Here is a 15,662-nt window from a genome sequence, read left to right on the forward strand (position 1 = left end):
TTTGGGGGTGCAGTGACATGGACAAAGCCCCTGATATCAACGCTACTCTGTCATCCTAGTCACTCTTTAGCGAGCAGAGTCTTGTATTAAGCAATGTTTCGCCAGCAGTATCAAAACCTGGGAAGAACCCAGATCTCTTGCTCATTCACACCAAGGTACAGACGATGATGACTCCATCCACTCAATACAGCCATCACTAATGGCAGATACAGATGGCCCACCTGTACTCTTGTTGCACCGCCAAGGCACTTTACAGCTGTTCAAGCGCACCCTTTAGCGTTGGCAAGGCTCGTTAGTCTTGTACCTCTGAACAATGAGAAAGGGCTAGCGAAACTCGGTGGTTTTTACATGAATAATCAAGAACAGAAGAACCAAAAACAGTCAGCATTTTTTGGCAAAGAGCAGGCTTCGTCTTATGAACAGCAATGGGCAAAATCAGCCCCTATTCGTGATGCGCTTCATCTCCTTCTTCGCATCAGGCTTTCAGAACTTCCCAAGGACGCTCTCGTTCTCTGTGTCGACATGGTATACAACCAATGAAGAGGGCGTGCTCAACAACTAGGCTGTTAAACCCAAAGTTTATTCAGCTACCTATCCCTCACCTAAAGATCAGCAACACTACACCATCCAAGCCGTAATCGAAGCTGGTCTCGTTTCCTCAGTTTATTGACTGCCTTCTCTATGGGCGCAAGCGACTAGGAGTAGTCTTCTCTACTCCGGCTGTCTTAAAAACTGTCTGCACTGTATGTTTGCCCTAGCTTTACGGCTGGGGCTTTTGTCGTTTAATTAGGCAATCACAGTGGGCTCATGCATTCAAGCTTTAAGAGAGCCGCACCTTGAAAGTGCGGCATCATATACAGACTCTCATGTAACGATCAATAAAAGCTTTGTTTCAGCCCCTGTAAAGGTTTCAGGCTGCTCACTTTTTGAAACGCATTTGTTGCTAACAGAGGCTTCCCACCCTGCACGTTTTTCCTGTACTAGCTCAAGAGTCATTTTGTTAGAGTAGCTGGCTGGACAAAAAGTCATTCTGTAACAATATTTTTGCCCAGTATTTTGTGTTTGAACGCCTCTTTGCTTTCTGTTACAAAATGTCTAACTCTTGTTTGCTAATTAATGCTCCGTAATAACAGCTAAACCCTCAAAAAGCGCTCTCCTTTTTGGGTGATAGTCCTCGGTACAAAAGTATAAGGAAGACCTTATGGTCTTTGGAAAGCGGCTGTTACAGGCTTTGTTCTGCTCTTTCAGCGCTTCTTCTATATCTTTTGTGTTACTGAGGAAATTCTTCTATGACGACTTCTCTTAGTCCTGCTTCTTCAAGTAGCTGTTTTTGGCTCGATGCCTTTCAGGCTCCTCGTACTCGTTTCTTAATTACGAATGCAGCGTTTCTACTAACAATTAAGTTTGGCATTGAAGGGTTTTTCTTTAATGCGCTTTGTGTGCTGCTTGCCTGGGGTCATGTCTACCCTCACCAACTGCTTAGAATGTCCCGCTCCGCTGAGCGGTTCCTCAACCGGCGTCGTTGGAGCCCGATCGGTTCAATGACTCTGCTGCTTTGTGCCGTTGTGGCAGTTATCGCGCTGGTTGGTCATACCGAACCTGCAAGCGCTCAGTTCTTTAATCAAACCGAGACCTGGATGAAATCAACACTGGGCAAAGGTGCAGCTGGTTCCGGTGGCAACGTTGCCGACATGATTGCTTTAACCTTCAACGTGCTGCGTGGTCTGTTCGTGATTTACCTGGGCATTTCCCTAGTCAAGGTGATCCAAAACGCACGTGACGGTGAAGACTGGCAAACCCTGGCAAAGACACCGTTGATCATTCTCGTGACGGTCACGCTAGGCGATGTCTTGGGTGGGCTGATCACTGGTGGCGGTAGCGGTTCAGCGAAAGCTTAAGCCAGTTTCACTTACGGAGGTAGAGCTTTTATGACCGAACGTCACCGCACTGTAAACCAAGCGTTGGGATTGCAACCACGCTTTGGCCCTATTCCTTCCGATCAACTGTTCCCCTGGCTAGCGATCGCGTTCACCTTCTACTTGGTCTTTAATCAAGCGTTGCGCTTTTCCTGGCTTTGGACAGGACTGCTGATTGTTTGGGCGTGTGGTACCTGGTGGCTGCTGACGGGTTCGCGTTCTTACCGCTTTCTAGGCAAGTTCATTGCCGCTCCGCATTGGACACGAGGGCGGGAACGGTACTGCCCTCTCCAATCAATCATTGCTGAGCAAGAGCGTTTAGTCCTCGAACGACACGCACTCCGTTCTCAAAAGAAGACCCCAGCAAAACAGAAAGCGGGCAGTACCCACAAAAAACGTTCTTAAGTTAATTCCTTCTTATTTGCTGTGAGCGCCCCGTATGAAAACTCAAAAACGTCTTGGTAAGCAAAAGGTGACGGCACCTACCGGTGGGAAAGCGGTCAGCCTGACTGCCATGGAGGATTCGTTAGACCTCCAATTCCCATTGCATTACAACTTACGCGGTCGGTCAACTGGTGCCTTAGTCTTGGGTAAAGGTCAAGCCAAAGATCGTCTCAAGTTCGTTTTTGGGTTTGAGTGCAAGGGGATCCACTCTACTTTGAGGGACAGCCAGATCGAGACTGCCTTTGACAAGCTGGAATCGGGTCTGAAAGACTTGCCACCGGGTGAAACGCTAACGATTCATTTTGGTTCCTTCTCGTCTGACGCTAGCCGTCAACGACGACTCACGGAAATTGCAGCCGGTGCGTCGTCTGACGCTTTAAAGTTCTTGCTTTATAGCGAAAAGCAACGGATTCAAGAACTGACTCAAACGGGCATGCGTAAGCCCAAGTTCTTGAAGCTCTACGTTACTTACACGATTGACCCAAATACCCACGGAGCGACTGACCCAATTGAGCGGCTCACCAAACGTGGGTTGTCGTGGTGGAACAAGTTTACCGGGCAACTGGAAGAAGTTGAACAAGTGCGCTTTGAAGACTTGTTCACGAAAGCCTTTACAGACGGGTTCCAGATCTGGGAGCAGCTACTCGGTAACAAGCTCGGTCTGGATGTGCGTCCTATGGACGAAACCATGTTGTGGAAAAACCTTTGGAGTCGACTCAACCAGACCGACGCACCCCCATTGCCTCAAGTAGTGACCATGAGTGAGCAGGGCTTGTCAGAAGTTGTACGTTCTGACATTCACCCTACAACCCTGCTGCTGGAGTCACAAGAAACAATGCCGGTTGCTGATCGTGCCTGGGCACACGTCAACGGTAAGTTTGTCGGTGCTTTGACCTTCGTTGACAAACCTGCGGGTTGGGCCAGCAAAGACGACCAATTACGTTACTTGTGGGACTTGCTGTCACGCGACAACGTGACTGACACCGAAGTGTTTTGCCAACTACAGCGAGCAAATGAGGCGTTAGTCAAAACCAATATGCAGCGACTGACCAAGCAATCGATCGTGTCGTCGAATTTGGCGACGTCTAAGAATTCGGTTGACGTAGCTGCCCTCTCTAAAGTGCGGAAGGCAGTGGCAGCTCAAGAACAACTCTATGAAGGTTCAGTGCCACTGCACACGGCTGTAGTGATTCTGGTGCACCGTGACTCGCTGGACGACCTTGATGAGGGTTGCCGTTACCTGCAGTCGTGTGTGCGTCGTCCTGCCTGGATTGACCGTGAGCTGGAATATGCCTGGTTGATTTGGCAGCAGACGTTACCTGTCTGTTGGGACTCGATGCTAATCCGTCCCTTCAATCGCCGTTTATGCTACCTCACAGGCGAAGCACCAGGCTTCATGTCATTGGTACTACCCCAAGCAGCGGACGAAGACGGCTTTGAGCTGATCTCAGACGAAGGTGGCGTACCGCTTTACATTGACCTCTTCAACCAGCATCGTCACCTGGCTGTCTTTGGTACCACCCGTTCAGGGAAGTCGGTCATGATTTCAGGCTGGCTGACTCAAGCTCTGAGCCGCAAAATTCCGATTGTGGTCTTAGATTTCCCGACAGACGGAGCTAGTACGTTTAAGGACTACGCAGCCTTCCTGGGTCCTGAGACTGGGGCATATTTCGACATTGGTACAGAGCGAAACAACCTTTTTGAAATTCCCGACTTGCGATCGCTCTCCATGGAGCAAGCGCAGAACCGCATGCAGGACTACATTGCCTTCCTTGAATCAGCGCTCATGACGATGATTTTGGGCGGCGACAGCACGACACCAGAAATGCTGGTGCTGAAGCGGACGATTCGGGCACAAATTAACCTGCTGCTGGGCAAGTTCTTCAACGACCCTGGAATTGACCGTCGTTACCTTGACGCCATGAATGCCGGTGTTGGCACTGCACTGTGGAAGCAAATGCCCACCATGCGTGACTTTCTCGGCATTTGCACTTTAGACAATGTTGGTTCTGGGGTAGCAGACGACCCAGACATTCGACGGGCAATGGGCTTCATTAAGCTACAGCTAGAGTTCTGGTTGAACTCCCGTGTGGGTCGAGCCATTTCGGAACCGTCAACGTTCCGCACTGACGCACCGCTGCTTGTGTTCGCTTTGCGGAACCTGACTGAAGACGACGACGCAGCCATTCTTGCCCTTTCGGCTTACTCTGCTGCTCTACGTCGGGCACTCTCGTCACCAGAGTCCATTTTCTTCATAGACGAGTCACCCATTCTGTTTGAGTTCGACCAAATTTCAGAGTTAGTCGCTAGGTTGTGCGCTAACGGTGCGAAAGCCGGTGTACGGGTGATCTTGTCTGCTCAAGACGTCGACACGATCGCTCAGTCACCGTCTGCCTCCAAAATTCTACAAAACCTTTCAACACGGCTGGTCGGGCGCATTCAGCCGAATGCTGTCGCTAGCTTTGTCAAATACCTGAACTACGACGAGTCGATTATTGCGCGGAATGCGACAGCTTCATTCTTCCCCAAGCGCGAGGGCATTTACTCACAGTGGTTGCTGGACAACAATGTCACCTTCACCTTTTGCCGCTACTACTCGCCGTACTTCCAACTCGGCATTGTAGCAAACAACCCACATGAACAACGGGCTCGCGATGCGTTCGCCGCTGCTTACTCTGATCGCTTTACAGCCGTAGCCAAGTTTGCGACTGAGCTTTGTGCAAGCCTGCGTGACGGTCGTAAAATGCGCCTCCCTAAACCACGTACTGCGATCGCAGCCGCTCCAACCACTCTAAAAGTTGCACCTGAAATTGCAGTTGCTCCGGTCGCTGTAAACGTCCCGCCTGAAGCGGTGGTGGAAGCTCCTGGCAGTCAAGCGGTGGTGGTAACAACGTTGGTGTCTGAGTCTTCCCTGTCTTTAGAGGCAACAGAACCAGAGGTCGAAGTTGAAGCCGCCCAGGAGGAACAGCTAGTTGCACTTGAGCCAACCTGGTCGGTCATCACAGCGCCTCCCTTTAACGGTAATGCGGTCACGTTCATACCGTCTGTTACCCCGTCAGATTCTAATGCTTCCGTGCCTGAGCCAGTTCCAGATTTGACCAGTGTTGGTAGCGCCGTTTAGTGCGCCTGTTTTGTCGGTGTTTGGAGTCCAGTTCTTGTCCTTAGTCTTTTTGGAGGTTGCGGTGGTACGTCAGGTTTCAGTTCCCTTTTCAGTCAAGCAAAACCCGGTTTCCCTGCCGCCATCGGTGCGGTCTCAACGCCGGACAGGTCTTAAAGCAGCGGCAGCCGTTGTATCAGGCGCTTTGTTGTCAGCGTCATTAGGTTTAGCGTCTCCTGGCTTAAGTCAAACATCGTTCAACCCTGGTGCTTCTAGCCCTACTGTTACGTCCACTTCTACTTCTAGTGCCTCGTCTGTGGGCAGCATTGGTGGTATGCAGCAGCAAGTCGAGCAAATTCAGGGGTTCGTAGGCGGCTACCTGAAGCGATTTGAAGCGTTAAAAGGTCAAATTGAAGGCGTTGTTCAAGACTACATTGGCGCTCTTGGAGACGACGTTTCCGAAGCCATTAAGAATGCACTTGGGGACTTGAACTTACCTGATCCTAACAAGCTGCTGAAGGGCCTTTTGGGCGATAAGGATCAAGAGGGCAAACCCGTTGTTCAAGCTGAACTAAACAACGTTAGTGGTGTAATGCCTTCCATTTTGAAAAACAATGCTGCGGCCCCTTTGCTAGCAGACCTTTGGGGACAAGCAAACTTCTCTACGGAAGCCCAGAAGGCAACCAAAGAAGACCTTCAGAACATTGAGAAGCAAGTCAAAGCCTCTCAGCAGGTCGCCTCTGCTTCCGAAAAGCTCACGACTCAGTCTACTCAAGCGTCAAGCACTTCTGGTCAGGCGGCGACAAAAGCGCAACAGCAGGCACAACAGGCACAGAAACGGGTTTCAACACAGGACGCGATTAAAGACCTCAACCTGACAGCTGCTACCTTGTCCAGCCAGTTGGCGGACGAGTCAAAACAGCTTGCGTCTCAGTCTAGTCAACTCGCTAGCTTGTCTCAACTGAACGCTACTCAAGTGGCTCTACTCGGTGATGCGTCTGCCAAGTTGAGCCAAGTCAATTTGGGTGTTGCGGCAGCGGTTACGCAGTTGTCCGACATGAACTCCCAAATGCACGGTGCTGAACAGCAACGCATTATTCAAGAAAACAGCCTGGTTGCTCAAACAGCTGAAGCCAGTGCCAAAGCCTTTCACCTCATTCGTTAGAGCCAAAATTATGCTGCCTTTTGTTTCCTTGTTCAGCCAGGTTAACTCCAATGCGGCTAGTGCCGGCATTCTCGGTGGTGCCGAAGTTATTAGCAAAAACGTGTCTGAAGCCTGGGACCGTACCTGGGACGTTGCCCTAAGTGGCGGTCTTTACGGTGCCATTAACAACATTGGGATTTTTCTTGCTGCTGGAGCATTGGTTTTCTGGTTGTTGGACTTTGTCCGTAAGTGGCTCTCAGACGAAGTAAATGGGCTTTGGGCTTTGCAAGACCTGGTCTGGCCGATCGTCATCATTCTGTTCACTGCCAATAACGGTGCCATGCTCTCTGGCTTCAGTCGTGGATTACGGGACACCTTGAACGACTTCACTCTCCAGGTAGTCCGTGTGGTTGCGGCAGAGCAAAACCTGGAGAAAACGCTCAACGAACTGGGTGATTACTCCATTATTCACGCGAAGTTGGTGACAGCTAGAGGTCAGTGCAACACGATCGTTGAGAATAACAAGTTGACTCAATGCTTAGAAGAGCAAAACAAAGCATTACAAGGCATTCTTTCCGAGTACCAAAACACCTACGGCGCGACTCTGAAGCTGAAGCAGTTGCAGCAAATAGCGTCTGATAACTTCGGTACTCCGGGTAAGGCAATCAGCACTGTGTCTGGTCTTACACCGCCTGCATTGATCCTTAAAGGCGGCAGTGCCCTGGCTTCTAGTGCCACGGTAGGGGTAATTATTCTGTTCATGGCGGCATGCCAGTACTGCTTCCAGCAACTGATTGAAGTCTCCATGCTACTGACAGCGCTTATGGCTCCATTAGCCTTGTCGGCTTCGCTGCTGCCCTTCGGTGCCAAGCCAATTTTTGCATGGTTAACGGCGTTCTGGTCTCTCAGCCTTCTCAAGCTCTCCTACAACATTATTGCGGGTCTGACAGCGCTTTCAATTTACGAAATCTCTGGTACAGAAACGCTCGGTTCTGCCGTGTTCTTTGGTCTGTTTTCCCCTCTGCTAGCAATCGCTATGGCAGCCGGTGGCGGGTTAGCAGTTTTTAACGGCATTCTGGCTGCTTCCGGTGCTGGTAGTGCTTTAGCAGTCAGCAAAATAGCCGCTGTTGGTGGTGGCGGTGGTAGTGCGGCAGCGGCAGCAGCTAGCAAGGTCATTGGAGCTGCTGACTGAGGTTTACCCGCTTTGGTTTACCTGTTTTGGTTGTTCCTTGTTTAGTCCCACAATCCAACACTCATTTCTGGAGTCCTTATGCGTTCGCTTTCCATTAGCAGGTCTGGTACTAAAGACGCCCGTAGCACTCTCGGCTTTTTCGTGCTTGCGTCTCTAGGCATACAAGGTTTTACTCTCCTTGCTCTTTTGCTACTGTTTGGTGCCTACATGGGCTTGTCCCGTAAAGCACCATCGTCTTTAGTGCAACTGGAGTCCGGCAAGACCATTGCAACGGCTCCTATGGACTCTGGTGAACGGACACCTGCGGTCATTCAGAAGTTTGTGCAAGACGAACTCACAATGCTCACCTCTGCAGTGGGTACGTTGCCTCCTTTAGACCCAAAAGTGCCGTTAGCCCCAGACCCAGGGGTTGTTATTAAGCTTCCGTCTGGCACTGCCAAAATTACCACGTTAGCAAGCTATGCCAGTTTCGGGCTTTCCGAAGACTTTCGGACGACCTACTTACAAAGGCTGGCTGAACTGACCCCTCGCAACGTGTTCAACCAGACAGAACGCCTGGTGTTGGTGGTACAGGACGTCAGCACACCGCAACTACTCAAAGATGGTCAATGGAAAGTGGTTGTGGTTGCCAACCTCGTGCGGTTTACGGCTGACAACCAAATTGGTGCGGGCATTCCCTACAACCGTGAAGTCTTTGTGCGTGCGATCACCCCTCCAACGGTGCTGCCTGTGACTTCCGAAGTTGAGCGCCAAATTGCACAGGTGCGATCGGCTGGTCTAGAAATTTATGCCATGCGTGACTTTGACGCCCCTAACCTCTGACGTGACTAACCGCTAACGACTGTTTGCTGACTACCAACACTACGACTCGACTGACATGACTACTTTATTAGAGCTGAACAATAAACACGCCACAGACACGGACACAGACACAGAACCTGACTTTGAGTACGCACAGCCCGACGGAAACAGTTTCGGTAATGGCTTTGACTCTCAAGCGGAGTTTGACGAGGCTGGCGAAGAAGAATTACCACCGCCAGTTTCACAGGTTGAAGACGACGACGAAGCGTTTGCGCCGTCTTTAAACCTGTCTCAATTAGCAGGCTATGACATAAGCAGCGAGGTACAGACATTACCTGCCTCTGCTCTACTGGACGACGACTCAGACGAGCTGCCTGATGCTGGTAAAGCTGCAGTAATTGCCTCTGGTGAAGAGGACGACGAGGAGGACATTGTTGATCCTCGTGCCGTAAAAACGAAACACGGCATTATTGGCAGTCCGTTCACTAAGTTAGCGGTCGTTGGGTCAGGCACGCTGGTCGTGATTCTGATGCTGGGTGCGTTTCTCTCTAGTGTTATGGGCGGTAAGGACGCTAAAGCACCGCTTGTGGTGACGTCTCCTTCTCTGGTGGCTGAAACGGTGACAGCGGACTCGCAGGCAGACGAAGTTGCTAAATACAAGACTCAATCAGCCCTGACGCGTCAAAAAGAGTTGCTGAATGGTGCGTCTAGCCCGAAACCGCTACCAACGACGCAACCGTCACCAGCGGCACCACAGAGAGTGAGTGAAGCTCCGGCACCTATACCTCTGGCTAGCCCAATGCCCATGCCAGCCGCTCCAGAAGCATTTGTCATGTCGTCACCAGTGCCAGCACCGTCACCAATTGCCACACCTGTTGATCCAATGGAGAAGTGGCGCATGGCCGCGACTATGGGTAGCTACGGTAATGTCCCCCCTGGTAGTGCTACTGGCGGTTCTAGCTTCAACAATGCACCGGTTAGTGCCCCAGCTTCAGCACCTCTAGCGTCTGTGTTGCCTGCTGCAACTCCGTCACCTGCTGCTACTGGTGGCGCTCGACCGTTGAGCCAACTGCGTGCTAGCTCCAGCACTCCTGGTTTGCGTGACCGTCCCTTGAGCGCTGTGCTTGTAGGTACAACAGCACTGGCTCAGACAACCACAGGTGTGGTTATGACGGGTGACAACACAACGCCTGTTAGCCCTGACAGCCCTTCCGCTATTAAGTACTTGGTGCAACTAAAATCGGGTCTGAATGACGCGAACGGAGCGGTAGCAATTCCGGCTGGTTCCACTCTGGTCATGGTACCGCGTTCGTTCAGCCCTCAAAATGGACTGGCTGAATTTGTGGTGAGTTCAGTGCTCGTTGACAACAAGGAGTACACCGTACCGAAGGACACGCTTGTGGTGCGCGGCTCTGACGGTGGGTTAGTCGCCTTTGGCAAGCGCAACTCTGGTGGGGGCAGTTTAATCAAGTCGATTCTGCCATCCTTCTTTGCTGGTGTCAGCCAAGCCGGTCAAATTTTGAACCAACCGTCTTCTTCAGCCACCGTGTCAGGCGGCAATGTTAGCGCTACAACCACGTCCAGTAAGGCCAGTCCGTTGGCAGGTTTTGCTCAAGGGTTTGGTAGCAACCTGGCTCAGTCTCTACAGCAAAAAGCACAAGCAGCAAACCAAGCGGCGGCGAATGCCCCAGCGTCTTGGCAGCTCGGTGCTGGTACGGAAGTCAAGGTCTTTGTCAACGCTTCGTTTGAAATGTAGGTGTCACTATGCTGATCCGCTCTGGGCGTTTGCCCTGGTTGGTTACGTTGTTGGTTGGGCTGTCTGCACTCCCGGTGGTGGTCACTGCGTCACCGTCCTTAGCTGAGACAGCAGCAGTGCTCCGTGTCTCGTCTCAGACTGCTGAAGGTACGACCCAGACAGGTATGCAACGTCTGGTTTTAGGTACACAAGGTTTGAATCTGTCGTTCCTGCGTCTGAACGAGTCTGTGCAGAAAGTGTGGTTAGACAACCCTAGTCGTGTCGTGATCGATTTCGACGGTTGCCTCTCGAGTGGCGGCTTGGGTGGTGGAGACAACAGCCGTATCGCTTCTTGTAGCGGTGCTTCAATTATGCGCTTGCGTCAGTTACCGCAGGCGATCGACTTCCCCAAGGGCATTTTTGCTGACGGTAACAGCACTCAGCTCACCGTGATTACAACAGCCAGCGGCGCTCGTAAGGTGTACCTGTTTCAGTTGGTGTTAGCCGGTGGCACGCCACCCTACAGCATGGTGGAGATCGTTCCTAGCCCGCCTCCAGCGCCGGCACAATTGGTCTCAATTTCTCAAGAGTACCAACAAAAAGTTTTGAGTCAGTTGAGTCAAGGTCTAGCGATCGCTGAGACCAGAAACCAAATTGACAAAACAAGTTTGGCTTACCAGCAGTTGACCGCAACGATTGCACTTATGCAGTCTGGTAAGCCTTTTGCTGAAGCGATGCAACAGACTGGCGTACCTAGTGCGCTAGTTGATCGCTTGCGTGGTTATAGCAATGCACCCTGAGGATGCGGCTTGACTACATCTCCTGACAGTTCGATTCCTTCCTGTTCCTTCTGTTTCGTTTTTGTACTTTTACTCTTTGGACGCCTCTCATGCTTCAGTCTTCTTCCGCTACGGTCTCTAAGCCAAAACCCGCTCGTGGTGGTCAAGGTTTCGCTCCCGACAAACAACGCCAACGTCTCAAAGCAGCCGCGCTTGTTTTAGGAACAACTGTTTCAGTTCTGCTTTCCCCAGGTTGGTTGACTGCTGCTCTGTCCGCACCGAAACTTAGCGATTACCCACTGCCACCAAGTTATGACAACAAGTTCATTAATGACATTGTCGGTGCCCAGCTTACAGGTCCGACCTTTCAAAGTTTGGTGGGAGACCTGACTGGCATTACTTACTTCAACGCTTCGGCTCAGACAGGCGGTATTAATGAGTACAACGGGTTTGAACTCTTGGCAATTTCAACCAACGACCCGTTGTTTTACTCCAACACCACACCCCGGTTTTACAAGTACAAGTTTTGCAACTCTGACCCAACCTCTTACTTCATTGTCGGGAATGTCTTGGTGCAATCGGGCGATCAACGACCCGAAGCGAAGAGTGCTTGGTATGGCAGGGACTCAGTGCAACCAACGCCTGACGTGACATTTGACCTGTGTACGCAGCCGAAAGTGCCGTTTGTTTACCCTGCTGGGTTTGTACCAGCAGCGGTAAACGGGAACTACGTTTTTGTTCGTCACTCCTTCGAGCAGAAACTTTCTGACACCGTACCGCAAAACTCACAGGACCCAACCTTTGCAAGAAACGGACTGGCAGTGGTTGTCACACGGACTAATCCTTCGACTCCTTTTGCCATGTCTTACACTCAGCAAGGAACTGCTGTAGTTGGTACTGACTACTCTACAAGTTCAAACAATGGCGTTGTTTTAACTGCAAACACGCTCACTCTTCCCGCTTCAAACCAAATTGAATACGTGCCAATTGGGACGCAAGTGCCGGTCTTCTTCAACCAAAACAATCACCCTCAATCAACCCTGCAATGGGTGTTTACGCCTCCAGCAGCTTACACTTTTCTGGGTCAGTCAACTTGGAACGCACGCATTCTTGAACTGAATAACTCAACAGTGTCAGTCACTCCCGTTAATAGTCAGTCAACCATTACACCTGGTAGCACGGCTGGCGGCTTTGTCTTAACGCGCCTCAATGGTGATCAGTCTAAACCTCTGACTGTAACTTACGGTGTGGCTGGTACAGCCGTTAATGGGACTGACTACGGCTACCTGTCAGGCACAGCAACCATACCTGCAGGTCAAAGTACGTTGAACGTGCCGATTATTGCTCAAGCTCCTTCTGGCTCGACAGCAGTACCTCAGAAAGACGTCCAAATTTCTCTGTCGCCCCCTACTGACTTCAATTACCTGACTCCCGCTTCAGGCGCCGCTGCTCAGTCTCAATCCTTTGTGATCCCTGCCTATAACCCTTCCACTGTGAGCTTCACTCAAGGTACTGGTGGTGGCACACTGACTCCCGGTCAGACCCAACCGTTCACTGTGACTCGTGCGGGTGGTGACACCACGCAACCGCTCACCGTGAACTACATAACAGGCGGTACCGCTCAACCAGGCGTTGACTACCAACCGTTGTCAGGTTCAGTCACGATTCCAGCGGGTCAAACCTCTGCTACTGTACCGCTCTCAGCAATCCAGAAGACAGGAACGACTGCTGCTCCTGCCACGACGCTTAGCCTCACCCCTGCTGCTGGGACGGGGTATGACGCAACGGGCGCAACACCGATTAGCTACGACATTCCGGCGTACACCCCCTCTACAGTAAGCGTGTCGTCACCGTCTAATGGCGGCGCGATTCCAGCAGGCGGTTCGGTGCCTTTCACTGTGACCCGCACAGGCGATACGTCGCAGCCTTTAACGATTCCTTACACCATTGGTGGTACAGCGACTCCTGGTACGGACTATAGCCAGCTTCCTGGCAGCATTACGATCCCTGCTGGTGCAACGTCTGCGACTCAGACGATTACGACTCCTACGAAGAACGGCTCCACGGCTGAACCGTCTGAGACGATCGTTCTGACTCCACAATCAGGTACGGGCTACAGTGTTGACCTGACTGGTGGAACTATAACCTACCAGACAGCTGCTTACACTCCTTCGTCTGTGAGTGCAACTCCTGGTACTGGCGGCAGCACAATTCCTCAAGGCACAACAGGTGGCTTCACGATTTCCCGTACGGGCGACACGAGTCAGCCATTGCCTGTTTCCTATACATTAGGCGGCACAGCTCAAAACGGGACTGACTACAATTCTCTACCTGGTTCTGTGACCATTCCAGCTGGTCAAGCGAGTGTAACTGTACCTGTGACAGTACCAGCAGCAACCGGTTCAGCTGCAACCCCTGCTAAAGACATTCAAGTTGCGGTCAGCCCTGGTAATGGCTATGCGCCTGACGCCACAACACCGACAACCACACTGACGATTCCTGCCTTTGCACCTTCAATGGTAGACTTTGGTACTGGAAACGGTGGGACATTGACACCTGGTAGCACTTCTGACGGTTTCACCGTGACACGCTCAGGTGACACAACAAAACCGTTGACTGTGGGTTATACCGTGGGTGGTACTGCAACGCCTGGTGTTGACTACGGTCAACTGCCTGGGACTGTGACCATTCCTGCTGGCGCAACCTCTGCCACTGTGCCACTTTCAGCCTTCCCTCAAAGCGGTACTGCTGCCGAAGGTGAGGAAGACGTGCAGATCACCCTACAGCCTGGTAATGGCTATGCTCCTAGCAGCACAGCTCCAGCGGTCTACACCATTCCCGCTTATTCACCTAATGCTAACGGTAATTCTGCGGTGACGGTTTCGGTGCCTGCTGGTCAGGACACAATTCTGACTCCTGGCACCAGCACAGACGGCTTTACCGTGACCCGTACAGGTGACACAAGTGCGCCTCTGCCTATTAACTACACTGTGGGCGGTAGCGGTGTCTCTGGTACTGACTACAATCCACTTTCGGGCACCGTAACGATTCCAGCAGGTGCTACGAGCGCTACAGTGCCGCTTGGTATACCTGCTGGTGCAACTCCAGGTCGTACCGTAGCGATCGCTGTTACGCCTGGGTCTGGTTATGACCAGGGGACTAACTCGACTGTTACCTACACGGTCGAACCCCAAACAGCAGTAGCACCGACAGAAGGTGTCATTGGCATTGGCTTCGACTCGTCGATTCCTGCCTTTGTGCTCACCCGCGACGGTGGTGATTTGACTCGCCCACTGACAGTGCCAGTTGATTTCAGCGGCACAGGTGTCTCGGGTGTGGACTACGCTCAGTTGCCCAACGCAGTGACTTTTGGCTCAGGTCAAAAGTCCGCAACGGTGCCTGTACGCTTACTGCCAACGGCGACGACTGGTAAAACACTGGCGGCAACCGTGCCCCCTGGCAGTGGTTACATGGTCGGTGGTGGTAATGGTACTACCTTCACTGTCCCCGCAGGCTACAACGACAAGGTTGCAGTGGCAACGCCTAAACCCGTTCCAGCTACACCTGCTCCGACGACCTCTGGTAAGAAAGGCGGCAACGGTGGTGCTGTTGGGTTTGTAGCGGCTGCTGGTGCTGTGGGTGGTTCAATCGCCCTTGGGAGTGGTGCTTTCGGTGGTGCTGCTGCTGGCGCTGCTGGTGCTGCTGGTAGTGCTTTAGCAGTCCCTGGTCTCCTGGCAAGTGCTGCTTTCGGCATGATGCCTCAGTCCTGCTCTACAACTGGTGAAACCCCAACTGAGCTGGTGCGTTTGATTCCTCAGCTTAAAGAGAGTCAGCCGAACTGGAGTGCAATCACCTTCCGTAGTTTGCCTGCTCCGTCCCAAGCCGGTTCAATGAAATTCGGTGGCAACCGGCGCGATTGGAAAGCCGGTCAAAATGTTGCCGACATTGTCCGCGTCAGCGACACAATAGGCAGCTTCAACCTGCATTGTTTAGGCTTGTCCAGGCTTGCCTCAATGGGTCAAATGGGCATAGCAACGAAGCCGCTCAGCACACTCAACCTGGTATCTGACACGTCTATTCAAGGCTTGAGCAAGACCTTGTACCTCCGTGCTAAGAAGATCGGTGACGTTAAAGGCATGGCTGAATGGCTTGCCTCAAAGTCTAGCGGTAAGGTCACGGCTGAACAGCTTTCAGGCATGAGTTTTGCTGACGCGATCAAGTCTAATCCGTCTTTGGGTGGGCTGCAAATGGGTTCAATGCCTTTGAGTGAGCTACCTGGCTATAACGACATTCTTTTAGGTGACATTCCTAACTGGAAAACGTCGACTGTCTCTCAGGTGTCGGGTTTGGCAAATGTGCCTTTCAGCCAATTTCCCTCACAACCAAAACCGTTGAACGCCCTCAACAAATAGTGTTGGTAGATCATGACTGGGAGTCTTTCGGCGCTCCCAGTCTTCCTTTTTAGTTAGTAATCCAGTGGTAAAGCCCAGTCAGTTGACTTAACTCTGACTCGCCGCTTTACCGCTGGTGTTGCTTTCGTCCCTCGCTGTCTTC

The 15,662-nt window shown here is 51.8% G+C and carries 10 protein-coding genes; all 10 read left to right on the forward strand.

The annotated features are described in order from the left end of the window. Positions 1-348 precede the first annotated feature (348 nt). The 10 genes from H6F76_RS00445 (at position 349) to H6F76_RS00490 (ending at position 15,520) form a co-directional block, all read left to right on the forward strand. Positions 349-540 carry a hypothetical protein gene (locus H6F76_RS00445; RefSeq protein ID WP_190447138.1) on the forward strand — a complete coding sequence of 64 codons (192 nt, stop codon included), beginning with the start codon at positions 349-351 and terminating at the stop codon, positions 538-540. A 749-nt stretch (positions 541-1,289) separates the two neighbouring features. Beyond that, positions 1,290-1,898 (forward strand): hypothetical protein, encoded by a 609-nt coding sequence (locus tag H6F76_RS00450; protein ID WP_190447137.1) that lies wholly within the window; start codon positions 1,290-1,292, stop codon positions 1,896-1,898. A gap of 30 nt (positions 1,899-1,928) precedes the next feature. After that, positions 1,929-2,321 (forward strand): hypothetical protein, encoded by a 393-nt coding sequence (locus H6F76_RS00455; RefSeq protein ID WP_190504972.1) that lies wholly within the window; start codon positions 1,929-1,931, stop codon positions 2,319-2,321. Between the two features lie 34 nt (positions 2,322-2,355). Continuing rightward, a complete protein-coding gene (locus H6F76_RS00460) occupies positions 2,356-5,481 on the forward strand; it encodes a DUF87 domain-containing protein (protein ID WP_190504979.1) in 3,126 nt (1,041 codons plus the stop codon). 34 nt (positions 5,482-5,515) lie between these two features. Continuing rightward, a complete protein-coding gene (locus H6F76_RS00465; RefSeq protein WP_190504982.1) occupies positions 5,516-6,622 on the forward strand; it encodes a hypothetical protein in 1,107 nt (368 codons plus the stop codon). 10 nt (positions 6,623-6,632) lie between these two features. Then, positions 6,633-7,793, forward strand: a complete 1,161-nt coding sequence (locus H6F76_RS00470; protein ID WP_190504984.1) for a hypothetical protein — start codon at positions 6,633-6,635, stop codon at positions 7,791-7,793. Positions 7,794-7,871: 78 nt separating this feature from the next. Continuing rightward, a complete protein-coding gene (locus H6F76_RS00475) occupies positions 7,872-8,615 on the forward strand; it encodes a hypothetical protein (protein ID WP_190504986.1) in 744 nt (247 codons plus the stop codon). Positions 8,616-8,670: 55 nt separating this feature from the next. Next, a complete protein-coding gene (locus H6F76_RS00480) occupies positions 8,671-10,350 on the forward strand; it encodes a hypothetical protein (RefSeq protein ID WP_190447131.1) in 1,680 nt (559 codons plus the stop codon). Positions 10,351-10,358: 8 nt separating this feature from the next. Beyond that, positions 10,359-11,129, forward strand: a complete 771-nt coding sequence (locus tag H6F76_RS00485) for a hypothetical protein (RefSeq protein ID WP_190504988.1) — start codon at positions 10,359-10,361, stop codon at positions 11,127-11,129. A gap of 89 nt (positions 11,130-11,218) precedes the next feature. After that, positions 11,219-15,520: a Calx-beta domain-containing protein gene (locus tag H6F76_RS00490; RefSeq protein ID WP_190504990.1), complete on the forward strand. Its 4,302-nt coding sequence runs from the start codon at positions 11,219-11,221 to the stop codon at positions 15,518-15,520. The last annotated feature ends 142 nt before the right edge of the window (positions 15,521-15,662 follow it).

Source organism: Leptolyngbya sp. FACHB-321, assembly GCF_014695975.1.
GTDB lineage: Bacteria > Cyanobacteriota > Cyanobacteriia > Leptolyngbyales > Leptolyngbyaceae > Stenomitos.

What these genes read in the sequence shown, in the direction of transcription:
- H6F76_RS00490 (WP_190504990.1), top strand. Translation starts at nt 11,219, where the DNA reads ATGCTTCAGTCTTCTTCCGCTACGGTCTCTAAGCCAAAACCCGCTCGT.
- H6F76_RS00480 (WP_190447131.1), top strand. Translation starts at nt 8,671, where the DNA reads ATGACTACTTTATTAGAGCTGAACAATAAACACGCCACAGACACGGAC.
- H6F76_RS00485 (WP_190504988.1), top strand. Translation starts at nt 10,359, where the DNA reads ATGCTGATCCGCTCTGGGCGTTTGCCCTGGTTGGTTACGTTGTTGGTT.
- H6F76_RS00470 (WP_190504984.1), top strand. Translation starts at nt 6,633, where the DNA reads ATGCTGCCTTTTGTTTCCTTGTTCAGCCAGGTTAACTCCAATGCGGCT.
- H6F76_RS00475 (WP_190504986.1), top strand. Translation starts at nt 7,872, where the DNA reads ATGCGTTCGCTTTCCATTAGCAGGTCTGGTACTAAAGACGCCCGTAGC.
- H6F76_RS00445 (WP_190447138.1), top strand. Translation starts at nt 349, where the DNA reads ATGAATAATCAAGAACAGAAGAACCAAAAACAGTCAGCATTTTTTGGC.
- H6F76_RS00460 (WP_190504979.1), top strand. Translation starts at nt 2,356, where the DNA reads ATGAAAACTCAAAAACGTCTTGGTAAGCAAAAGGTGACGGCACCTACC.
- H6F76_RS00450 (WP_190447137.1), top strand. Translation starts at nt 1,290, where the DNA reads ATGACGACTTCTCTTAGTCCTGCTTCTTCAAGTAGCTGTTTTTGGCTC.
- H6F76_RS00455 (WP_190504972.1), top strand. Translation starts at nt 1,929, where the DNA reads ATGACCGAACGTCACCGCACTGTAAACCAAGCGTTGGGATTGCAACCA.